Annotated in this window: 21 protein-coding genes; all 21 read right to left on the reverse strand. The window is 46.4% G+C overall.

What is annotated here, in order from left to right:
- Positions 1-3: 3 nt before the first annotated feature.
- The gene (gene rapZ / locus FQV43_RS05400; protein WP_146339333.1) at positions 4-900 is read right to left on the reverse strand and encodes an RNase adapter RapZ; all 897 of its coding nucleotides are present in this window, start codon (positions 898-900) and stop codon (positions 4-6) included.
- Positions 901-917: 17 nt separating this feature from the next.
- Positions 918-3008 carry an excinuclease ABC subunit UvrC gene (uvrC, locus tag FQV43_RS05405; RefSeq protein WP_144272937.1) on the reverse strand — a complete coding sequence of 697 codons (2091 nt, stop codon included), beginning with the start codon at positions 3006-3008 and terminating at the stop codon, positions 918-920.
- 16 nt (positions 3009-3024) lie between these two features.
- Complete coding sequence (locus tag FQV43_RS05410) at positions 3025-3564, reverse strand: PH domain-containing protein (RefSeq protein ID WP_146339335.1); 540 nt, start codon at positions 3562-3564, stop codon at positions 3025-3027.
- A gap of 24 nt (positions 3565-3588) precedes the next feature.
- The gene (gene ribH / locus FQV43_RS05415) at positions 3589-4056 is read right to left on the reverse strand and encodes a 6,7-dimethyl-8-ribityllumazine synthase (RefSeq protein ID WP_144272939.1); all 468 of its coding nucleotides are present in this window, start codon (positions 4054-4056) and stop codon (positions 3589-3591) included.
- A complete protein-coding gene (locus FQV43_RS05420; RefSeq protein WP_146340436.1) occupies positions 4049-5359 on the reverse strand; it encodes a bifunctional 3,4-dihydroxy-2-butanone-4-phosphate synthase/GTP cyclohydrolase II in 1311 nt (436 codons plus the stop codon). The genes ribH and FQV43_RS05420 overlap by 8 nt, the downstream gene beginning before the upstream one ends.
- A 54-nt stretch (positions 5360-5413) precedes the next feature.
- The gene (locus FQV43_RS05425; protein WP_146339337.1) at positions 5414-6001 is read right to left on the reverse strand and encodes a riboflavin synthase; all 588 of its coding nucleotides are present in this window, start codon (positions 5999-6001) and stop codon (positions 5414-5416) included.
- Positions 6002-6029: 28 nt separating this feature from the next.
- On the reverse strand, positions 6030-7118 hold the full coding sequence (gene ribD / locus FQV43_RS05430) for a bifunctional diaminohydroxyphosphoribosylaminopyrimidine deaminase/5-amino-6-(5-phosphoribosylamino)uracil reductase RibD (RefSeq protein ID WP_246846858.1): 1089 nt from the start codon (positions 7116-7118) through the stop codon (positions 6030-6032).
- Entirely contained in the window at positions 7111-7791 is a 681-nt protein-coding gene (gene rpe, locus FQV43_RS05435; protein WP_146339339.1) for a ribulose-phosphate 3-epimerase, read from the reverse strand. The genes ribD and rpe overlap by 8 nt, the downstream gene beginning before the upstream one ends.
- A 5-nt stretch (positions 7792-7796) precedes the next feature.
- The gene (locus tag FQV43_RS05440; protein WP_146339341.1) at positions 7797-9431 is read right to left on the reverse strand and encodes an RsmB/NOP family class I SAM-dependent RNA methyltransferase; all 1635 of its coding nucleotides are present in this window, start codon (positions 9429-9431) and stop codon (positions 7797-7799) included.
- On the reverse strand, positions 9424-10377 hold the full coding sequence (fmt, locus tag FQV43_RS05445) for a methionyl-tRNA formyltransferase (RefSeq protein WP_146339343.1): 954 nt from the start codon (positions 10375-10377) through the stop codon (positions 9424-9426). The genes FQV43_RS05440 and fmt overlap by 8 nt, the downstream gene beginning before the upstream one ends.
- A 59-nt stretch (positions 10378-10436) precedes the next feature.
- On the reverse strand, positions 10437-10946 hold the full coding sequence (gene def / locus FQV43_RS05450) for a peptide deformylase (RefSeq protein WP_144272944.1): 510 nt from the start codon (positions 10944-10946) through the stop codon (positions 10437-10439).
- Between the two features lie 86 nt (positions 10947-11032).
- The gene (locus FQV43_RS05455; RefSeq protein ID WP_146339345.1) at positions 11033-13081 is read right to left on the reverse strand and encodes a primosomal protein N'; all 2049 of its coding nucleotides are present in this window, start codon (positions 13079-13081) and stop codon (positions 11033-11035) included.
- Positions 13082-13111: 30 nt separating this feature from the next.
- Entirely contained in the window at positions 13112-14341 is a 1230-nt protein-coding gene (metK, locus tag FQV43_RS05460) for a methionine adenosyltransferase (protein ID WP_146339347.1), read from the reverse strand.
- Between the two features lie 102 nt (positions 14342-14443).
- Entirely contained in the window at positions 14444-15679 is a 1236-nt protein-coding gene (coaBC, locus tag FQV43_RS05465) for a bifunctional phosphopantothenoylcysteine decarboxylase/phosphopantothenate--cysteine ligase CoaBC (RefSeq protein WP_146339349.1), read from the reverse strand.
- Between the two features lie 101 nt (positions 15680-15780).
- Positions 15781-16068: a DNA-directed RNA polymerase subunit omega gene (rpoZ, locus tag FQV43_RS05470; protein WP_144272948.1), complete on the reverse strand. Its 288-nt coding sequence runs from the start codon at positions 16066-16068 to the stop codon at positions 15781-15783.
- A 56-nt stretch (positions 16069-16124) separates the two neighbouring features.
- A complete protein-coding gene (gene gmk / locus FQV43_RS05475) occupies positions 16125-16703 on the reverse strand; it encodes a guanylate kinase (protein WP_144272949.1) in 579 nt (192 codons plus the stop codon).
- Positions 16704-16706: 3 nt separating this feature from the next.
- Complete coding sequence (mihF, locus tag FQV43_RS05480) at positions 16707-17030, reverse strand: integration host factor, actinobacterial type (RefSeq protein WP_144272950.1); 324 nt, start codon at positions 17028-17030, stop codon at positions 16707-16709.
- Positions 17031-17315: 285 nt separating this feature from the next.
- The gene (gene pyrF / locus FQV43_RS05485; protein ID WP_146339351.1) at positions 17316-18155 is read right to left on the reverse strand and encodes an orotidine-5'-phosphate decarboxylase; all 840 of its coding nucleotides are present in this window, start codon (positions 18153-18155) and stop codon (positions 17316-17318) included.
- A gap of 108 nt (positions 18156-18263) precedes the next feature.
- A complete protein-coding gene (gene carB, locus FQV43_RS05490) occupies positions 18264-21635 on the reverse strand; it encodes a carbamoyl-phosphate synthase large subunit (RefSeq protein WP_146339353.1) in 3372 nt (1123 codons plus the stop codon).
- Positions 21636-21655: 20 nt separating this feature from the next.
- Entirely contained in the window at positions 21656-22825 is a 1170-nt protein-coding gene (carA, locus tag FQV43_RS05495; protein ID WP_146339355.1) for a glutamine-hydrolyzing carbamoyl-phosphate synthase small subunit, read from the reverse strand.
- Between the two features lie 91 nt (positions 22826-22916).
- On the reverse strand, positions 22917-24251 hold the full coding sequence (locus FQV43_RS05500) for a dihydroorotase (RefSeq protein WP_144272954.1): 1335 nt from the start codon (positions 24249-24251) through the stop codon (positions 22917-22919).
- Positions 24252-24270: the final 19 nt, after the last annotated feature.

Below are 24270 nucleotides of genomic sequence, written 5' to 3' on the forward strand. Positions count from 1 at the left end.
CTTTTAATTATTCTCGATATCACGATGGATAACGGTAACGTCTAAATCTCCTTGCTCCCGAAATCTTCGCCCCAATTCCTCTGCAATAGCTACTGAACGATGGTGCCCACCAGTACACCCAATAGAAATGGTGATGAAATTTTTTCCTTCATGCTTAAAGCCCTCTCGCATATCGCCAAATAAGGACTCAAAGTTATCCAAAAAAGCCTGCGCTGATGGTTGTGCCAAAACATAATCTGCCACTGGCTTATCTACACCACGAAATGGTCGCAACTCAGGTACCCAAAAAGGATTGGGTAAGAATCTCACATCAACCATGATGTCTGTATCGCGAGGCGAACCATGCTTAAATCCAAAAGACTGCACTGTAACGTGTTGCAATTTATTAGCGATCGACGAAAAATTAGCCTCAATAGCTCGTCGCAAATCATGAACAGATAAATCAGAAGAATCAATTACTACATCTGCTGTTTCTTTGATCACAGACATAATCTCACGTTCACGATTGATTCCTACCTGCAAAGTACCGCTGCCTTGGAGTGGATGAGTACGACGCAAGTTATCAAACCGCTTAATAAGCACGTCATCACGAGCATCCATATAAAGAACCAAAGGTGCCAAACCTTTATGCGCTAACTCTTGTATTACCTGCTCTAACGTGCCGTGAAATTCAAGAGAACGCACATCACATACCAATGCGATCTTATCTGTGGGGCTTGCTGAATCTGTGGTTTTTTCTAAAAATTCCACAACAAATTGCGGTGGTAGATTCTGCACCACATACCAACCCATATCCTCCAGCACACGTGCGGCTGAGCTCAATCCTGCCCCGGATAATCCAGTAACAATCACTGGTGGAATTGCTGTTTTGGGTTCGTTTGTTAATCCATTGCTATGCATACTAGCGATTGTAGCTCTTAGTGCTCGTGTGTGTCTGCACCTTCTTCAGTATGTAGCGCATGGAAGATCGTCGCTGATAATGCTGGGCCGATCCCTTTTACTTCCTGTATTTGCTCAATTGTTGCTTCTTTGAGCTTTTTGAGTGAGCCAAAATGTTTTACCAAGTCAGTCCGTCGTTGAGTGCCCAGACCAGCAATAGCATCGAGTTGAGAGTGTCTCATACGCTGAGAGCGCTGTTGCCTATGAAAATTAATCGCAAAACGATGCGCCTCATCACGAATGTGTTGAAACAAAAATAATGCTTGAGAATTACGCGAAAAGATAAGCGGTTCTTCTTCTCCAGGTAGCCAGATCTCTTCCAAGCGCTTCGCTATGCCAATAAGCATCACATCATCAATTTCTAATTCATCAAAAACTTTTTGAGCTGCATTAACTTGAGGAGCACCACCGTCGACGATAAAAAGCTGTGGTGGATATGCAAAACGTGCAGTGTCATGTTGCTGGGCCGACTCGGCTAATTCCTCAGTAAAAGATGTCTCTTGTGCGTCCAACTGTGGCATAAAAGTTTTATCTTGCTTATGCCGCAAAAATCTGCGTCGGACTACTTCTGCAATGGAGGCAACATCATTAGAATGACCATCACCTGCGGCTTCTTTAATTTTGTAGCGACGATAATCGGATTTCTTTGCAATCCCATCCTCGAATACCACCAATGAAGCCACAACATCACTACCTTGAATATGCGAAATATCTGTGCATTCAATGCGTAACGGCGCCTGAGCCATACCCAATACTTCTTGAATTTCTTGTAATGCCGCAGAACGCGCGGTCAAGTCTCCTACGCGTTTTAATTTGTGCTGCCGCAATGCTTCTTTAGCATTACGACGCACAGTGTCACTCAATGCACGTTTTTCACCACGAACAGGCACACGCACATCAACTTTTGTGCCACGAAGTTGACTAAGTGTTTCAATAAGCGCATCGCAATCAAGTGGTTCAGTATCCACCAGAACTTCTTTAGGTATCACACTATAGTGGTGGGTTCCGTAAAGTTTCTCATCATTGACCCCAGCAGCATCGTCGACAGCAAGCGTTTGCTCATCTGCGTCAATGCTGCCAGCTATCACTGCTTTTTCACTAGCAAAAGTTTGCTTTTCTTGCTCAGTAGCATCGGTGTAAAAACTAATAATAAAGCCACTCAACAACTCAGCAAGACCTTGTTCAGTAGCATCAGTTCTTTCCACTATCCAACCGCGCTGTCCGCGAATTCGACCAGAGCGCACATGGAAAAGCTGAATCGACGCTTCAAGCTCATCAGCTTCTACTGCTATGACATCAGCATCGGTGCCGTCACCAAGAACCACAGCTTGTTGCTGTGTTACCTTATTGACCGCTTCGACTTTATCACGCAATTGAGCCGCTTTCTCAAAGTCAAGATCCGCCGCCGCCTGATGCATCTGCGCAGTTAAATCACGTACTACGGCATCAGTATTTCCTGCGAGAAAAGAACAAAACCCAGTTACAATTTCTCGATGCTGTACCGGGGTAACTCTATCGACACACGGTGCAGCGCATTTATCTATATAGCCTAAAAGACATGGACGCCCTAGTTGCTTTTGCCGGTTAAATACTCCTTTGCTGCAGGTACGAACTGGAAAAATACGGCCAAGCAGATCTAGTGTTTCTCGGATTGCCCAAGTATGCGAATACGGACCGAAGTATCGTACCCCTTTGCGCCTTGGACCGCGATATAAAAAAGCACGCGGTATTTCTTCCCCCACCGATACTGCCAATACCGGATAACTTTTATCATCGCGAAAGCGCACATTAAACCGTGGATCAAATTTCTTGATCCACGTATATTCTAGTTGCAAGGCTTCTACTTCATTAGCAACAACTGTCCATTCCACGCTTGCAGCTGTGGTCACCATTTGCCGCGTACGCGGGTGCAGCATGGATAAGTCTTGGAAATAATTAGATAGACGTGCTCTCAGGTTTTTTGCTTTACCGACGTAAATGACACGGCGTGAGTCATCACGAAACTTATAAACACCTGGGTCAGTGGGAATGGTTCCTGGAGCTGGTTTATAAGTAGTTGGATCAGCCACAATAAATAATTAGTCCTTAATCTTCTGGCATATATTGTTGTTCTAATTCACGAAGAGCAGTAACTGCTTTCACGCTTTCCACGCCATCTGCAGATTGAATCGCCCACATGGGTACATACTCGAAATCTGGTAATTCTAAGCGAGCAATACGCGCTCCCTCAGGAAAATTAAGACCATAAATTACCGACCAAGGGTAGAAACGAGAACCAATAAAATTGCGCACATCAACGCCATCTGCGTTAACGCGAACTCGTGGTCGCCTAAGCCCGAAGAAAGCAACTCCAGCGAAAATACACCCGACAAGCGCATAACCCCATTGGTCAATAAGAGTTACTGTGGTACCAGTATCACCGATAGCAACAAGCACTGCTAATACAATGTGAATGACGACGATTACTACTGCCGCAACAATAGCCAGAAACTTCATTTTTTTACTTGTTATTTCTAGCTCCCACGGCAAAGAAGTAGTCAATGCAGCATCTGCTGCTACATAGCGCTGTACTTGGTCTTCACTGAGACTTTCCCTAGCTGTATTATCATCAGGTGCAGTAATCATGCTCTATCTTCTATCTCACATCTATCAAACTATGCTTCTGAGCACGTGCGCAGTATGTAGTGCTGCAATCATCGCCTCAGTGCCTTTGTCCTCAGTAGAATCTGGAAATCCTGCTCGGTCAATCGCTTGCTGCTGAGTATCAACAGTCAAAATACCATTACCAATTGGGGTTGAGGTATCCAATGCAATCCTAGTCAATCCTTGAGTGACAGAATCACATACATAGTCAAAATGGGGTGTTCCCCCACGAATAACACAGCCTAATGCCACAACAGCATCAAACGAGGCTGCTAATTTTTGCGCCACAACAGGAATCTCTAAAGCACCTACTACCTCGAAACTCTCCACGATTGCCCCATGTGCACGTGCTGTTTCACACGCTGTACGACGCAACTGCGCACAAATTTCACTGTTCCACATACTACTTACGACGGCCACCCGCATACCCTCTGCATCAATGGCATTAACTGATGGTAATCCTTCTTTACTCATGTATAGATTCTCCTGGTTTAGTCAATGATTCAGCTAAGAGGTGTGGTCCATCGCTATCAATATGCGTTACCCACGGTAAAACGTGATGCATACGCTCTTTCTTCGTTCGTAAATAACGGTGATTATCTGAAGTTACTTCTACTGGCAATGCTATCCGATTAACAACAGAAATTCCCACGTCACCCAATTCCTGAACTTTATGTGGATTATTTGTCAGCAGCGCGATCTCCGCTACGCCAAGATCTTTCAGTATATGTGCTGCTGCAGCAAAATCACGTGCATCAACAGGATGACCTAATGCAGTATTAGCATCTACTGTATCCATCCCTTCATCTTGGAGATGATACGCCTGCAATTTAGCGGTAATCCCAATGCCGCGACCTTCATGTCCACGCATATAGATAACAACGCCACGCCCTTTTTCTGCAATCATACGCAGCGATGAATGTAGCTGTTGACCACAGTCACACCGTCGTGAAGCAAAAATATCTCCGGTGAGGCACTCAGAATGTACTCTCACTAAAATAGGCTCACCAGCAGCTGATACATCTCCCATGACCAAAGCTATATGCTCTTGACCAGTAATTGACCAGCGATAGCTCAACGCAGTGAAGGTGCCGAACTCGGTAGGCAATAATGCCTTTGCAACCTGGTCTACCAAGAGCTCATGACGAAGACGCCATTGTTTCAGTTGCTTTATGCTAATCATTTTTAGCCCATGTTCAGTAGCAAACCTACGCAGCTCTGGTGCCCGTGCCATATCTGTGGGATCTTGTTCAGAGACAATTTCGCATAATGCCGCAGCTGGACGTAATCCAGCTAAACGCGCCAAATCAACAGCTGCTTCGGTATGCCCTTCACGTGCAAGAACCCCCCCTTCACGTGCTCGCAACGGAACAATGTGCCCAGGACGAGTGAAATCTGTCGGCTGTGTACGTTCATCAGCAAGCTGCTGAAGAGTATAGGCACGGGAACTAGCCGAAATACCCGTAGAACCAGTATTAGCATCAACTGTGACCATATATGCAGTTTGACGAGCGTCTTCATTGATATGCGTCATCGGCGGTAATGCTAAGCGTTGACAATCAGAATCAGTCAAAGCAGTGCAAATATAACCAGAGGAATACCGCACCATAAACGCCACTAATTCCGGTGTAGCTTTTTGGGCAGCGAAGATGAGATCACCTTCATTCTCCCTATCTTCATCATCAATAACAACTACCGCTTCACCAGCTGCAATAGCAGAAATTGCCTCATCAATTGTATCGAGAGCGAGTTCTGATGAATCTGTTGCACTATTAATCACGTTTTTCTACTTTACTGCTAGCACCCTGGCAAAGGAAACCTCAACCATTTCTTATGATGTGAGCATCTTTTCCACGTACTTTGCCATCAAATCAACTTCTACGTTCACACGCTCTCCTACCGCTAATTGCCCATGAGTTGTATGCGCCAAGGTGGTCGGAATCAAAGACACCTCAAAGAAATTCTTAGCAACAGATGACACAGTAAGTGAAGTACCATTGAGCGCAATTGAGCCCTTTTCGACGACATACCGCGCAAGATCATCCGGTAACTCAAACCTCAGCACATCCCAATTTTCAGAATGTTCTCGAGCCAACAAAGCAACAGTAGTATCCACATGCCCCTGCACTATGTGACCGCCTAACCTGTCCTGCAAAGACAATGCCCGTTCCACATTAACTTCATCACCGAGCTGAAGATTTCCCAATGTCGTTCTATCTAATGTCTCTTGCATAATGTCTACGACGAATGAATGTGCATCAAGCACTGCGATAGTCAAGCACACCCCATTGACCGATATCGAGTCTCCTAAATGTGCATCAGCTAAAATAGTGCGTGCACTAATACGCACCCGCAGCGCATCTTCTAAGCGCTCAATGTGCTCAACCAGTGCTTTTTCTTCAATTATTCCAGTAAACATTCATCATCCTTTTTGCTCTAGTGATATTTCAGAGCCGCTCATGCCGCAGCAACGACATAACGTCTTGCCCCAAGAGCACTGTCTGTAATTTTTCAAGTCGAATACAATCTGCCATAGTCTGCGCTAAAGGCTGATTGATGAAACTCTTACCCGCACCCAATAAAATTGGGGCAGAATAATCCTGAATAAAATCATACTCACCTGTGCTCAGCACTGAAGAAATAAGCTGTGCACCGCCTTCGACCAAAATGTCACGCATTCCCAACTCCCACAATGACTCTAATGCTGTTGCATACTCATCAAAAAACAGCACCCGATCAGAATCACGAACTAAGTGGTAATGTGCCGGTAATGCTCTGCGTCCCACCACAACACGCATAGGTTGATGCGCATACTCACTACCATTTTTTCTTCGCGCAGTTAATCGAGGATTATCCACCAATGCAGTTCCAGTACCAATAACAATGGCATCACGATGGCTACGATCCTCATGCACATATTCCCTTGCCACCGCGCCTGTAATCCATTTGCTTGTACCATCCACTGCAGCTAGAAAACCGTCGAGAGTCCGTGCCCATTTCAAGGTAATACTCGCGCGCCCTGTTTTTAGCGAACATAACCAAGGCAAAAGCGTCACAACATCTACGTCTAGAAAAATTACCTCCACACCATGATTTCTTAAGTACTCCGCGCCACCCTGGGCAACTGGGTTGGGATCAGCGGATAGATAAATAACGCGCTTTATCCCAGCAGCTACCAAAGTATGACTGCATGGTGGTGTTTTCCCAGTATGATTGCACGGCTCCAGAGTGACTATGGCAGTTGCATTATGGGTAGCCCCCTGGGCGTGAGTTAAAGCATTAATCTCTGCATGGGCACCGCCTACAGGACTTGTCCCGCCACAACCAATAATTGCTCCCTCTTGACTTAAAATTGCAGCACCTACTGGTGGATTGGGGCTTGTTGTTCCTTTAACGCTCTCCCCGGCTGCCAAGGCACAAGCAATGCCTTGCATGACGGACTCGCCTAGCTCAGACGCTAATCCTAGTAATCGCTGTTGCGCATCGTATGAGAGACAACGTCGAAAAGCATCCAGGTCTTTCTGATTGTTATGCACGTGCTAATTCACGCAATCTTGTAATTTCTGCACCTGGATCAGCTGCACCAAAAACAGCAGACCCTGCCACAAATACATCTACACCTGCATGCGCAGCACTAGCAATTGTACTGCGCGAAATACCACCATCAATAACAATGAGTGTAGAAAGAGCCTGTTCATCAATGGTATTGCGCAAAAGTCGAACTTTTTCTAATTGCTCAGGCATAAACTTCTGCCCGCCAAAACCAGGTTCCACACTCATCACGATTACTTCATCGAATTCAGATATTACATCTAGGTAATCTTCGATAGGTGTACCTGGCCGCACAGCAAAACCAGCTTTTACACCATGACTGCGAATGAAACGAGCTAGATCTACTGGATCATCATGCGCTTCTACGTGGAATGTAATGCTATGCGCTCCAGCAGCTATATATTTATCCACCCATTTATGAGGTTGCTCAATCATAAGATGAACATCTAATGGTTTATCAGTATGCCTTCCCAGCGCCGCTGTAACATCTGCACCAAACGAAAGATTAGGGACAAAGTGACCGTCCATAATATCCACATGGATCCAGTCGCTATTATCAACTTTGGCGAGTTCTCTATCCAACTGAGCGAAATCAGCAGCTAGTACAGATGGAGCGATAAGCGGTATCCGCTCGTAATTATTTCTGCTAACAGACATATCCACTATCCTACTACCGAGTTCTCATTCACTGGGTGCAATACAGCAGGCTCTATCACTTCCAAAACAGCAAAGAACATAGCATCGGTGCCATGTCGATGTGGCCACAACTGTACTGATAAATCGTCCCCCGCATGAGGAAGGTCAGCGACAAGGTCATGTGCTGAGATCTCCCGCACAGGCAATGTTGCCACAGCTTGCTCGACAATCTCTCGTGTCTCACGCACATCAGGAGAGCACGTAGAATAAACCACCACACCGCCAACACGGGTAAGAGCTACTGCAGCTGCCAATAGTTCGCCCTGCAATTTCACCAGATTTGCTATCTCTTCCTCTTGTTTATGCCACCTGGCCTCTGGTCGGCGTCGCAAAGCCCCTAAACCAGAGCATGGTGCATCAACGAGGACTCGATCATAACCAGGCGTTAAACCACTATCTCTACCATCTGCCTGGTGTACTTTTACAGGTAAATCACGGACGTGTTTGCGCACTAATTCAGCACGGTGAGCCGATATTTCTACAGCATCAACAAAAGCCCCGTCGATACGAGCTAAAGAGGCGATAGTTGCAGTCTTTCCACCTGGTCCAGCGCACAAATCAAGCCATCGACCATTATCCTGTCCACGCACCGGTGCATTGACCAAAGCACGTGCAATCAATTGACTTCCCTCGTCCTGCACTGCAGCTAAACCTTGACGCACTGCTTCTATTTTCCCAGGATCTCCCGAATCTAAATACACAGCATAAGGCGAATAGTGTCCTTGCTCGCCACCAACAATGAGCGCCAACTCCTCAGCACTTATCTGCCCAGGGTATGCAACCAGATGGACACGTGGGCGCTGTGAATCAGCTTCTAAAGCCACTGCCAATTCCGCCAGTGCTGCATTGTTCTCAGGCGACTCAGTGCAAAGCTGTGAACCATCATAATCATCGATGCCTAAGCTACGTGCAAAACTGCGTGCAATCCATTCAGGGTGTGCGTATCGAAAAGCTAGTGCAGCAATGGGGTCACTGGGCTCTAGTCGTGATAACCACTCTTGAGGCTCAGTACGCGTAATAGTGCGCAAAATTGCATTAGCAAAACCTTTAGCTTTTCCTTGCCCAATACACTCGACGATACGTACTGATGTATCGACAGCTGCGTGAGCTTCAACCCTGGTGAACATAATCTGATAAGCGCCTAAACGAATTGCATTGAGCACACCAGTATCAATGCTCTTTAATTCTCGCGAAGCACAATGACGAATAATCGCATCAAGCACACCCAAGCTACGTAAAGTGCCATAAGTAAGTTCGGTTGCAAAAGCCGCATCACGACCGCTGAGTTTTTCATCACGCAATAATTTAGGCAAAATCAAATTGCCAAATGCCTGATCGACATCCACTCGGTATAGCACATCAAAGGCAACTGCACGGGGTAAATCAACACCGCGAAATATGCTCCTGAGTTCTGAACTATGCGATGTATGAGAACCACGCTGAGTAGATCTCGTTTGTGTACTACGCCTAGTGCGCTCCGCAGTATTATTCTGTTTGCTACTTAAGGAGTGCTCGTGTTGTGATTGCTTCTTGGCGTTATTGCCCCGGCTACGAGAGCGAAAACCGCCGGTGCCTTTGTTGCTCTTATCTGCGTTATTCATACTCAAAAACTAACCCTTCAGTGTCTTTCAAGCCATGCGCCCAATCCGAAGCATTCATCATTTTTTTCCCTGGAGCTTGGATCTGCGATAACAACACAGGATCAGTCCCAGTACCAACAAACACCTTATTTTTTTCAATCGCCAATGCGCCCGGTTCTAAAGAAAGCGTCGCTTGGTTCGTTAGCTGAGTAACAGGCGCAATTTTCATGCGCTGACCAGAAAGCATGGTCCACGCACCAGGTGCAGGAGTTACTGCTCGAATGCGTCGCTCAATAACATCAGCTGGTTGTGTCCAATCAATCTGAGCGTGCGTACTAAGAATTTTTGGCGCGTATGTTGGCTGCCCTTGCTGTGGTTGCGGCACAATCTCACCGGCAGCTAACTTGTCCATAGTATCGACCAAAAGCGTCGCACCCTGGTAAGCAAGACGCGTCAGGAGATCATCTGCAGTATCTGTAGGTGCAATGGGTTCAGTAATACTGCCGAGAATATCGCCAGTATCTAAACCTTCATCTATCCGAAACGTCGTTGCCCCTGTGTGTGTATCCCCAGCTGCAAGTGCCGCTTGTACTGGGGCAGCACCTCGCCATGCAGGCAAAAGTGAGAAATGAAGATTAACCCAACCATGCTGGGCAACATCAAGCAATTGAGCTGGGATAAGGTTTCCGTATGCAACCACAGGGATGCAATCAACTGATAACTCTTTTATCCGCTGGTAGGTTTCCTGTGCTTTAGGATCGGTTACTTTGAGCGTCGGTGGTTTTAAGACTTCAATGCCATGCTCTTGGGCTAATGCTGCAACTGGCGAAGGGTACAGTGTTCGTCCACGCTTGGCGCGGGGAGCATCTGGTCGGCTCAGCACGGCCACCACTTCGTGTTCTGAGGCTAGTAACTTTTCTAAAGCAACAACAGCTGGCTGAGGTGTTCCAGCAAAAATAAGACGCATAATTTCTGTCTATTCCCTACTTATGTCTTTTGTTTCTACCGCGTGTTGTACACGAGGACTTAGTTATTAAACCACTGCGACTGTCGTATCTGCGCCATAGCTTCTTTGCGTAACTCTGGGCTGAGCTTACGCAAAAATAGCACACCATCAAGGTGATCAGTCTCATGCTGAATACACCGTGCCATTAGCCCTGATGCCACCATTGATACAGGTGAGCCATTGACATCCACTCCGGTTACTTTAACTTTTTCCCAGCGCTTTGTGTCAAATGAAATATCGGGAATGGATAAGCACCCTTCTGTCCCTGTCTGGGTTTCTTCTCCAATTGGTTCCCAAACTGGGTTAATAATATGCCCACGCAATCCAGCTTCAATGTGGGAGCAGTCATAAACAAAAACTCTTTTGAGTACTCCGACTTGATTTGCTGCTAGTCCTACTCCTCCAGCATCATCCATAGTCTCGAGCATATCGTCGATAAGCGTAGCTAGATTATCGTCGAATACGTTTACTTCTTGTGCTCGAGTATTAAGTACAGGATCGCCGAACAGACGAATATCAAGAATGGTCATTTTTCTCGTACTCTTTCTTTTTATGCATAGTCTACTGCCGTCATATCCTACCGCTTATCGACGCCTATCCAAAGGCTAAAACCCAACTATCCGATATGGATCGGATCAACTTGGACACGAACAATAGGTTGTGCTTTCTTTGCTGACCGAGCTGCAAGCCCTGCACGCAATAATGCGCCTAATGGTTTTTGTGGATCGCGTATGGTTCGCAACAAAATGCGCTGTGGCTGCCCATATTCAGCCTCATCATAATCAGCACCAGGTATTTTAACGCCAGGTGGTAAATCAACTGGTCCTAGTATTTGGACTGTGTCTGGTAGATTCAGACTCTTCACGAACCCATCAATAACATGTACTGGTCCGTCGATAGCTGCCATAGCATAAACCGGTGGGAAACATACTTCTGCGCGTTGAGCCAACTCTCGATGTGCTATTCCGATCATATCCCATCGAATCAAGGCCTGAACGTGCGCTAATCCCGGATCGGCAACAATAATTACCTCACCTCCCTGTGCTGCAGCCATAACCAACGAACTTGCATATGCCCATTTTGCTAACGCATCCTCGGCTGCTCGCAATTGTTGTCTGCCCAATAAAGCCCACGTGTCAAGCAACAAAGCTAGCCCGTAACGACCAGCATCTACCTCAGGTTCTGCTCCTGGTGTGCTGACAACGATACAAGGTTCAGCTTTGATGGACGCAACAATTTTATTCCCTCCCGACGTAATAACCTTTACTTGGGGGAACGCTCGACCAATTTCTTCGGCAGTCCTATTGGTGCCCAACACCACAGCTCTTAAACGTGCCGAACCGCATTGTGAACAGCGAAAATGATTATCAAAGCGTCCACACCACCGACATTGTGGAACAGATGAACCTTCGATGCTCAAGCCTTTGTGAGGATTTGTATTCTCTATGATCCCCAGTGGCCCATTGCAATGTCTGCACCGAGCACCATGTCTGCACGACGCACATGCCAGGGTCGGCACATATCCTTTTCTCGGGACTTGGATAAGAACAGGTGCACCACGATCTAGAGACTTTTTTATCGCCCCAAAGGCAATCGACGGTATGCGCAGGGATTGAGCGCGAGGATCACGCTCTAGGGCATAGTCAGAATCAGCGGCTGCATGAATGTGCGGCATAGCTGACCGGATTGTTGTTCTATCGGCAACTAAATCATGCGCCCACCCTGATTCTACAAGCATCTGCATCTCTGCCGTACGGGTATGGGAGAAAGCCAAAAAAGAACATTGTTGCTGACTAGAACGGGTGCTGAGCACTTCTCTACTATGAACATAAGGCGCACGTTGATCGACAAGATTGTCATCGCCATCATCTTTGATAGCCACAAGTCGTAAATTATGCAGTGGTGCGAAAGCCGCACTCCGCGTACCGACAACAATCCGAGCATGACCATGCACTATATCGAGATAGCGTCGATAACGCGCTTGTGGTCCTAAAGAAGCACTAAGCTCAGTAATGTGCTTTGCCGCAACATACCGCTTGAGTTGTTCCTTGAGCTTATCAACATCACGTTGATCAGGCAGGACAATCAGCACTCCACCACCATCTTTAGCAACCTTGACTGCCAGTGGTGCAAGGGTATGCGCCCAATCATCTCCTGGTCTTATTTGCCATGCGGCACGTGCTATTTTTCCTGCTAAAACTGCATCTACAAAAGAAGAACCATAGACATAACTCATCCAAGGTGACAGATCAGGCTCGGTCACCTGACCATGATCTTCCCAATCACTACACGTATGATTTTTTTCTGCCTGACCATGACGTGCTGGAATAGCTAATCGAATTAAATCTGAAGTAATACCGCCATAACGCACAGTGAGAGCGTCGATAAGCTGCTTAAGTTGTGCAGGATAAACTACCTCTGGCGAAATAACTCGTTCAATCCAACGCAGTTGCCCCTTATGCTGAGCCTGTCCGTGACGATCCAGCACAATGCCGTCGACTAATCTACCGTGAAACTTTATCCGTACCCGGACTCCTGCTTGCACCAGTTGATCCTGCTCAGAATCGATATAATACTCGAATGCTCTATCAAGATGAGCGACTCCAAGCAAAGGCAAGATACTCGCTATCGGTGCGGTCGGCGCAAGCTGTCGGGTGCTAGGCATGGTACGTATTGTACCTATTGTGGAAGCAGATCATAGTCCAAGTTGCTCGCGTAATTGCTCAACGCGATCAGTTTTTTCCCAAGGAAGATCAAGATCAGTACGACCAAAATGACCATATGCAGCTGTACCTGCATATATCGGACGCAATAGATCAAGATCTCGAATAATGGCAGCTGGACGTAAATCAAACACTTTTTGCACAGCTTGTTGGATTTGCACATCCGTAAGGTTTTCTTTTGCGCTACCAAATGTTTCGACATACAGACCCACTGGTTCAGCACGGCCAATAGCATACGCTACTTGTACTTCTGCCCGGTCAGCAAGACCTGCAGCAACGATATTCTTAGCAACCCAACGCATTGCATAAGCACCAGAGCGATCCACTTTACTTGGATCTTTACCGGAGAACGCACCGCCACCGTGTCGTGCCATGCCCCCATACGTATCGACAATAATTTTGCGCCCAGTAAGTCCTGCATCTCCCATTGGACCACCCAAGACAAAGGAACCAGAAGGGTTAACCAGCAATTGGTAATCCTCACGAAGTAAATGGTGTACTCCTGCTTCTTGGAAAACCCAATCCACAACGTGTTCACGAATCTGCGCTTCTAACCACTCTTGACTCACCTCTGGATCATGCTGAGTAGAAACCACAACAGTGTCCAGATACACAGGTCTGCCAGCTTCATCATAAGCGAGAGTCACCTGTGTTTTTCCGTCTGGGCGCAGGTGGCTGACAATATGTTCTTTACGCACTTGTGTTAATCTGCGCGCTAACCTGTGCGCAAGTGCAATCGGTAGTGGCATGTACTCTGGTGTTTCATTAGACGCATACCCAAACATGAGTCCTTGATCGCCAGCACCCACCTGATTATCTGCATCAGCTTTGGCACCAGATCGAATTTCGTGTGATGTATCTACTCCCGAGCCAATTTCCGCTGATTGCTCACCAATTGCTATATTAACGCCGCAGGTCTGGCCATCAAATCCTACCGCAGAAGACGTAAATCCAATTCCGACGAGGGTATCACGAACCAGCTTAGGGATTTCTACATATCCTGATGTTCTTACCTCACCAACAACATGTACTTGTCCAGTGGTCACGAGAGTCTCTACTGCAACTCTTGCCTGCGGATCGACGCTCAACAAAGCATCGAGAATCTTATCTGAAATAGCATCGCAGATTTTATCTGGGTGCCCTTCAGTTACGGATTCACTGGTGAAGAGGCGGAACTGATGTGCCTGGGAGTTCTGTGTCACGTCCTAAATCCTTACACAATAAAAAATTACCAAGAGTAAAAATGCGGGTGCTATACAAAGCACTTCCTCAAAATTAGACCAAGCTGTCTAATTTTGCAAAAATTATCCCAATGCTTCTTCAATCTTATCGAAAATGCGAGCAGCCACTTCCAACTTAGTGCCTAGTGGAATTTGAGTAACATCTCCTCGTGTCCCCAGCAAAAAACCCTGATTATCACTGCGACCAAAAACATTTCCTCCAGAAACATCATTAAAAACTATGAAATCGCATCCTTTTTTCATGAGTTTGCGCTTAGCTAAGTCCAAAGCACTATGCGTAGCATCACCTGTCTCAGCAGCAAAACCAACAATTACTTGGTCACCCAATTGTTCTTGCGCTTGACGACGCTCAACTAACCCTTTAAGAATATCTGGATTTTCCACCAGCTCAATACGGCGCAACGCATCATCAGACATACCTTTTTTAAGCTTCGCCATTGCTGTGCTTTCCGGTCTGAAATCCGATACGGCAGCAGCCATGATGACAATATCAGCATCATAACTATGTTCATTAATTGCTTTCTCCATTTGCTGCGTTGATTGCACTCTGATCAATTCAGCACCACTGGGCAATGGCAATTGTTCAGTCATTCCCGCTACTATCTGCACCTGCGCGCCACGTTGTGCAGCGATCTCCGCCAAAGCAAAGCCTTGACGCCCAGAAGAATAATTACCGATAAAACGAACTGGATCGATATTTTCCCTAGTACCCCCAGCGGAAATAACTACTTTTTTGCCGTGCAGCGTTGGTTGTAACGTCACGCCATGCACGACAGCCTCAGCAAGTTGCACGATTTGCTCCGGCTCAGGCAAACGCCCAGCACCAGAATCTTTACCGGTCAATCTCCCATCAGCTGGCTCTAACACGCTTATTCCTCGAGAACGTAGCGTAGCCACATTTGCTATCGTCGCAGGATTTTCCCACATTTGCGTATGCATTGCTGGTGCGAAAACCACAGGACACGTTGCCATCAGAATCGTAGCGCTCAATAAATCATCCGCTCGACCCGCAGCGACTCGAGCCATAAAGTCAGCTGTCGCTGGAGCAACCACCACTAAATCTGCATCAGCACCAAGGTGCACATGGCGTACTTGCTCAACAGCGTCAAAGACCTCAGTAGATACCGGATTACCCGACAGCGCCTCAAAAGTAGCTTTACCGACGAACTTCAATGCGCTTGGAGTTGGAATAACATGGACATCATCACCTTTTTCCTTAAAGGCTCGAATAATATGACATGCCTTATACGCTGCGATTCCACCAGCAACACCTACTACTACCGATCGTGTGGATTCCATATCACTCACTAACTAAAACACATACGCACAATATAAAAACCACCACAAGTCTAGTGCACATCGCACCAGTTTGTGGTGGTTAGTAAAAAGACTAAGAAAAATTAGCCTTCTTCATGATCCAGCAAACCAGACTCAATCTCACGTAACGCGATTGATAATGGCTTTTCTTGTGCTTCTGGAGTAACGAGCGGACCGACAAACTCGAATACACCCTCATCAGCCTGCTGATAATAGCTATTAATCTGGCGAGCACGCTTTGCAGCGAAAATCACCAATGCATACTTTGATGACACTCGCTTAAGGAGATCATCAATAGGTGGCGCCGTAATACCAATTGGCTGGTCAAAAACACCCTCATTGCTGTTGGTCACGTTAGTCACGTTACTCACAGTCACCTTTTCTACAAAATATCAATTAGTATGAGTATCTCTCCCGCAAAACAACTTTAGTTTTGCTCTCCAAGAAGAATACTACGAATCTGTGCTACAGCATCATCAACACTGTCGTTGACGATGATATGCTTAAACTCATCTTGGGCAGAAAGCTCTGTCCTTGCTGTTTCTAAGCGACGCGCAATAACATCCTCAGCTTCAGTACCACGACCGGTTAAGCGTTCCACAAGAACTTCCCACGACGGTGGCGCCAAGAACACAGTTTCCGCTTCTGGTTTCATTGCTGCTATATTACGCGCCCCCACTAGATCAACCTCAACAAGAACTGGTCGTCCTTGCTCCAAGGCTTGATCTACTGGATAAGCTGGTGTCCCAGAACGTTGTAAACCACCGTGGATGTCTGCCCATTCAAGCATTTCACCGCGATCAATATGTTCTTGGAACTTTTCTGGAGTAACGAAGAAATAATCCTCACCGTCTATTTCGCCAGGACGAGGCGACCTGGTAGTCATGGAAACACTAAAATAGAGATGAGGAATTTCCTTTCGTAGGCGATGAACCACTGTGGACTTCCCCACCGCCGAAGGACCAGCTAAAACAACTAACTGCCCGGGTAGGTTATCGCCATTCACGGATTAGTCCTCAGAAAAACCGAAACGCTCAAGAAGAGCACGACGCTGACGATCCCCCAAACCACGCAAACGACGAGTCTGAGCGATTTCGAGCTCAACCATGATTTCTTTAGCCTTCACTTTGCCCACCTTTGGCAAAGACTCAAGAAGAGCAGACACTTTGGTCTTACCGATAATTTCATCGGTAGATGCCTTATCAAGTACCTCTTTGAGAGTAACGTCACCACGCTTAAGCTGTTCTTTTAGCTCTGCACGTGCCTTACGAGCCTCAGCTGCTTTCGCCAAAGCCTCTTTACGCTGCGCGTCTGTTAACTGGGGAAGGGCCATGAGTTCCTCCGATTCACACAATTTTTCATTTACAAGTTAAACGACGACGTAAAAACGTCATCAACCAACAATACATAGACTTACACCTAAGTGAAAACATAACACTCCATAGAGATTCATATGAAAAGAATCAATTTTTGAGTATTACTAGCCACCTAATATATTGTCAGTGCTCACAATAGTGTAGCACTATTTTATAAAAGTCTAGGTAACAGACCATTTTAATCACAAAACACCAGGTCAATAGCTATGGAAAAAATGAAAGTGACCTGGCATTTTAATATCTCACTGCTCCAAGTCAGCAACTAATTGTTTTATTGCAGCACGCATAGCTGTTACATCAGGTCCCGCAGCTAAAATAGATCGAGATGCGTTAGGGAAAGCTAATTCTGATACCCCTTTGGTCAAACATTCAACATCTCTCGCCGTTGCACCTTGAGCACCAACACCAGGCAGCAAAATGGGACCATGCAGTTTTTCTAATGCTGGCGCTTGGGAGTGGGATAATGTTGCTCCCACTACAACTCCCACATTTCCATAGTGCCCACTGGCTTTCTCCACCTCATTGGTAGCAGCAACTTCATCCACAATATGCTGCGAAACTGTTTTTCCTTGCACATCACTATGGCTTTGGAGTTCCCGAGCTTCAGGATTAGAAGTAGCAGCCAAAACGAAAACACCTTTATTGTGCTCCCTAGCTAGATCAAGAACAGGTTTTAGAGAACCGTATCCCAAAAAAGGCGATACAGTTACACCATCACAACATAGTGGCGAGTCTTCCGATAGCCACGCATGAGCGTATCCTGCCATTGTCGAACCAATGTCCCCGCGTTTGGCGTCGGCAAGCACTAAAGTACCTGATTCCCGCAGCTGGGCAATGGTGTGCTCTAAAACAGCAAATCCAGCAGAACCATACGCCTCATAAAAAGCTACTTGCGGTTTCACCAATGCAACTGTGTCAGAAAAAGCCGCAACACATATCTCACTGAACTTTCGCAAGCCTGATAGATCCGTCGACAAGCCCCACTGCCCTAGTAGCTCTTGGTGTGGATCAATTCCTACGCATAATTTTCCATATCTTCTGCCAGCAGCAACAAGCCTATCGCCAAAAGTTTCTTTTTCCATACCTGACCGCCTTACCCCTATATCTCCATTGCTGTTCTATCCAAACAGACAAGCCGCAACCCTTAATTATTAAGATGATTGCGGCTTCCAACATATAACCCCTACACGCTATGCAGAATGTGGAGCGTCATTATGCGCATGATCAAGCTCTTGCAAGGCACGCACATGGAATCCACCATTGCGGATCGCCTCAATGCCCTGCACTGCTGCTGTCACGCCTTGAACCGTGGTAACAAGCGCTACATCAACATTGACCGCTGCCGCACGAATACCATAACCATCATTGCGAGCACCCGAAGAACCAGCCGGAGTGTTAAGAATCAAATCCACTTTTCCAGCATTAATCAAATCAATAATGGACTGGTGTTCTTGTTCAGCCGCATCACCTTTGGCTGCTACTTCAGATTGCTTTAATACTGTTTCACATTCAATGCCATTGCGACGCAGCATCGCTGCCGTACCGCTAGTAGCAAGGAGCTTAAAGCCCAATGAAGCTAAGCGCTGAATAGGGAAAATAAGTGTGCGTTTATCCCTGTTAGCAACAGAAACAAAGACAGTACCTTGCGTCGGTAATGCACCAAAGGATGCTAATTCTGCTTTAGCATATGCTGCACCAAAATTATCAGCTAGTCCCATGACCTCGCCAGTAGATTTCATTTCTGGACCTAGCAAAGTGTCCATCATCGAGCCATCAGGATACCTGAAGCGTGTAAAAGGCATCACTGCCTCTTTCACTGCAATAGGGGATTCTAGTGGTAAAGAACCACCATCATAGCTCGTAGGCAACAACCCCTCTTCTTTGAGTTGTGCAATGGAACTGCCGGTCATAATACGTGATGCAGCTTTAGCTAGATGAACCCCCGTAGCTTTAGAAACAAACGGTACAGTACGTGAAGCACGTGGATTCGCTTCAATAACATAAAGCACATCGTCTTTGAGAGCATACTGCACATTGATCAGACCTTTTACCCCAATACCATGAGCTAATGCTTCGGTAGATCGACGCACTTTTTCAATATCTTCCACGCCCAATGTCATCGGTGGCAAAGCACAAGCAGAGTCACCGGAGTGAATACCCGCTTCCTCAATATGTTCCATCACGCCAGCAAGATAAACATCAGTGCCGTCGCATAGCGCATCGACGTCAATCTCAATAGCAGAATCAAGGAATCTATCTACAAGTACCGGATGATCAGAAGTAATCTCTGTAGCACGCTCAATATAATCCTGCAGAGATTGCTCATCATAAACGATTTCCATACCACGTCCGCCTAGCACATAGGAAGGGCGAACAAGCACCGGATAACCAATGCGTTGCGCTACCTCTTTGGCTTCATCAAAGGTAGTTGCCGTACCAAAATCAGGAGCAGGAAGATGAGCCTTACGCAGTACCTCACCGAACTCACCACGATCTTCTGCCAAATCGATAGCTTCTGGTGACGTTCCAATAACTGGAACCCCTGCTGCTTTCAGACGTGCTGCAAGACGTAGTGGTGTCTGGCCACCGAGCTGAACAATAACACCTGCCACCGTGCCAGAAATAGATTCTGCCCGATAGACTTCCATGACGTCCTCGAAAGTGAGTGGCTCAAAATAGAGACGATCAGCTGTGTCATAGTCAGTAGATACAGTCTCTGGGTTGCAGTTGACCATCACAGTTTCATAGCCAACACGAGATAATTCTAAGGCTGCATGAACACACGAGTAATCAAACTCGATACCTTGACCAATACGGTTAGGACCCGAGCCAAGAATAATGATTTTCTCTTTTTCTTTTTGCTCACGCACCTCAGATTCCGCAGCAGGATCCAGTTCGTAACTGCTGTAGTGATATGGCGTAGTTGCCTCGAATTCCGCGGCACACGTATCCACCGTCTTAAAGACAGGATGGATATCCCACTCCCACCTCAATTGACGTACAGCTTCTTCATCACCTAATTCTGGACGCAGAATCGAAATTTGATGATCAGATAAACCAAAAAACTTTGCGCGACGCATGATGTCTGCATCAATTTTTTCTGCGCTAATAAGCTCTTCCCTAAATCTAACAAGGGTATGTAGCTCTTCCAAGAACCAAGGGTCAATTCCTGATGCTTGGTGTACTTGATCAACACTAGCACCCAACCGTAATGCTAATTCAGCATCATACATTCGCCCTTCAGTAGGACGCTTGAGATCTTCCAGCACTGCTTGGACATCATGAGCACGATCGCCTGCAAAATCCTCATCAGCTACGGTCCAAAAACCATTCTGTTTATTCTCTAGGGAACGCATAACTTTAGAAAGCGCACTCACATAGTTACGTCCCAGACTCATTGCCTCACCAACCGACTTCATAGTGGTAGTGAGGGTGTCATCCGCGCCAACAAATTTCTCAAAGGCAAAACGTGGCGCCTTAACGACGACATAATCAAGAGTCGGCTCAAACGCCGCAGGCGTTGTACCAGTAATGTCATTAGTAATCTCATCGAGAGTGTACCCAATGGCAAGTTTTGCCGCGATTTTCGCAATAGGGAAACCAGTTGCTTTCGACGCCAGCGCAGACGAACGAGATACTCGAGGATTCATTTCGATGGTAATCAGACGACCATCATGTGGATTAAGTGCAAATTGGATATTGCATCCGCCCGTATCTACACCCACTTCTCGGATAATCGCTATACTTTGATCGCGCATCTTTTGGTATTCACGATCGGTTAGGGTCATTGCAGGTGCCACGGTAACAGAATCACCTGTATGGACACCGAGCGCGTCGACGTTTTCGATAGAGCAAATAACTACAACATTATCTGCGCCATCACGCATAAGCTCTAGTTCATATTCTTTCCAGCCAAGAATCGACTCCTCAATGAGCACATTCGCCTCAGGTGATGCGGCTAATCCGCCACCAGCAATACGTTCTAGATCAGCATCAGTAAAGGCAAGCCCCGAACCAAGACCACCCATAGTAAATGAAGGACGAACTACAACAGGTAAGCCAAGTTCTGCAACAGCTTCTCGCACTTCTTCCATGCTATGACAGACTCGTGAACGCGCAGATTCACCGCCAATTTTGGCGACGATGTCCTTAAACTTTTGGCGATCTTCACCTCGTTCAATTGCGTCAATGTCCGCACCAATGAGTTCAACGCCATACTTTTTTAAGCTGCCTCGACGATCCAATGCGATAGCAGCGTTGAGTGCTGTTTGCCCACCCAACGTAGCAAGAACAGCATCAATGGGATGTCCTTGTTCTTGCTCTTTCTCAAAGATCTTTTCAATATATTCTGGTTGAATTGGCTCAACATAAGTATGATCAGCAAACTCGGGATCAGTCATAATCGTTGCTGGATTAGAATTAATCAGTGTGACCCTTAATCCTTCTTCTTTAAGCACACGACACGCCTGAGTTCCCGAATAATCAAACTCACAGGCTTGACCAATAACAATAGGTCCTGATCCAATAACCAGGACGTGGTTAATATCATTGCGCTTTGGCATTTTCTTTCCTCCTGGTTGGTTTAGCTTTGTGATTTCTGCTGCGAGGCACTTTGTTCTTTATGAACACGAAGCAGGTCAAAAAATTGATCGAACAATGGATTAGCATCATGCGGTCCTGCCGCAGCTTCAGGATGATATTGAACCGAATAAGCCAATCCACTCAACAATGCAACACCTTCTACTGTGCCATCATTAAGACAGGTATGTGTTACCTGCGCTTTACCAAAAGGCGTATCGAAAACATCGCCCGCTTCCCCAACTAAAGCAAAACCATGATTCTGCGCTGTAATATCAATTTTTCCCGTCACATGATTGAGCACAGGAACATTAATTCCTCGATGACCAAACTTCATCTTGTACGTCTTAAGCCCTAATGCCCGACCAAGGATTTGATTGCCGAAACAAATACCAAACAATGGAATCTGTTGGGATAAAATTTCCTGCACAATTGCTACCATCTCGTCGGCAGTTGCTGGATCTCCTGGGCCATTAGAGATGAATACGCCATCCGGATTATATTGCGCAATCTGCGCGTATGGCGTATTTGCAGGAACGACAATAGTGCGAATGCCACGTTGTGCAAAGTTACGTGGTGTGTTTGGTTTGATTCCCATGTCATAGGCTACGACAGTGTACTGATGTTCTCCCTCAGCTTCTACCGTGTATGGCTGCATGGTAGACACCTCTTTTGCCAAATCTGCGCCTGCCATTGGCTGCTGATTTTTCACAATATCAACTAATTCTTCTACTGGCTTGTGCGCCTGCTCACCAGAAAAGATGCCTGCAGGAATGGAACCAAAATTGCGTAATCTGCGCACCAAAGCCCGAGTATCAATACCAGAAATACCGATGATCCCTTGAGCAATCATCTCATCTTCCAGACTGCGTTGCGCACGCCAATTTGATACCCGTGCCGAGAGATCACGAATAGCAAAACCTGCGACCCAGATTTTGTCCCCTTGGGATTCGCCATCCTCATCATTCCAACCGGTATTACCTATTTGTGGTGCAGTTGCGACTACGATTTGTCGGTGATACGACGGGTCAGTCAGTGTTTCTTGATAGCCAGTCATTGCGGTGCTGAATACGGCTTCACCCAAAGTAGTACCAGTAGCGCCAAAGCTAAATCCGTGAAATGTTTTACCATCAGCTAAAACCAAAATAGCCTTAGATCGTGTAGTGGACGTCACTGCGTCACCTTTCTCCTGCGTTAATGCACATTATATAGACATAATATGCAGTTGAATAATTATATTATTTCCTTTTTGGGTAACCCGCCACTTACACGTCCACATGATGAGTAATGTGTCCACGCAAAATTGTTGCCGTCACCTTTGTACTAAATGACATTCCTTCATAAGGAGTATTACTTGCTTTCGACGCCAGCTTCTTCCCATCAACCTGCCACGAATAATCAGGATCCACAATGCATAAATTAGCTGGTTCTCCTGGAAGAATAGGACGACCATGACCAGGCAAACGCACGATTTTAGCAGGATTTTCACTCATTACTTTGGCAACAAAGCGCCAATCCGCCCTACCGCTTTTGACAAAAACTTCCGCAATAACTGCCAAAGAAGTCTCTAATCCCAACATTCCTGGCTTGGCATTCTCAAACTCACAACATTTGTCTTCACTGCCATGTGGTGCATGATCAGTAGCGACGCAATCAATCCACCCCTCAAGTAGTCCTTCTTGCAAAGCAATGACATCACTATGCTCACGCAGCGGTGGATTGACACGATTAACGCCGTCGTAATCACTGAGTCTTTCGTCGTCAAGCAAAAGGTGATGTGGGGTCACTTCTGCACTCATCGGAATGCCTTGTTGCTTGGCCCACTTCAGCAATTCGACACTTCCTTGAGTGGAAGCATGACAAATATGAATGCGATTACCATAATCACGTGCCAAAATAGCATCACGAGCAATAATCGACTCCTCTGCCACCCGTGGCCATCCACGCAATCCAAGACGTGCTGCATGAGGACCTTCATGAGCCACCGCACCTTCAGTAAGCCGAGAATCCTCGCAATGCTGTGCCAAAAGCACATCCAAACCTTTGGCATACTCAATAGCGCGACGCATAATCAATGGATTGTCTACGCATTTTCCATCGTCAGAGAACATTCGTACTTTTGCGTCACTACGCGCAAGCATACCGAACTCAGTAAGTTCTTTACCAGCAAGATCTTTGGTGATTGAACCTACAGGATGCACGTCGCATAGTCCAATGTTCTGCCCCTTGTACCATACTGACTCTGCAATTACTGGCTGATCAAGCACTGGTTGGGTATTAGCCATAGTAAACACAGCAGTAAAACCACCACGTGCTGCCGCTAAAGAACCCGTAGCAATTGTTTCTGTATCTTCTCTACCAGGCTCACGTAAGTGAACATGCATATCTACCAAACCTGGTAATAAGACACCCTCTTTGGCATCAATGATTTTATCGGCGTGATCAACGTGACTATCGATATCAGTAATGACTCCATTAGTAATGAGTACATTCACTGGTTTTCCTTGACCATAAATACGAGTGTTCTTTATCAGAACTGTGCCATCATATGCTGGTGCTAATTGACCAGTGGAAGGATAGCTTTGAGAAATATCATTCATTATCTGTTGTCCTTTATTC

Source organism: Corynebacterium sp. sy039, from assembly GCF_007904105.1.
Taxonomy (GTDB): Bacteria; Actinomycetota; Actinomycetes; order Mycobacteriales; family Mycobacteriaceae; genus Corynebacterium.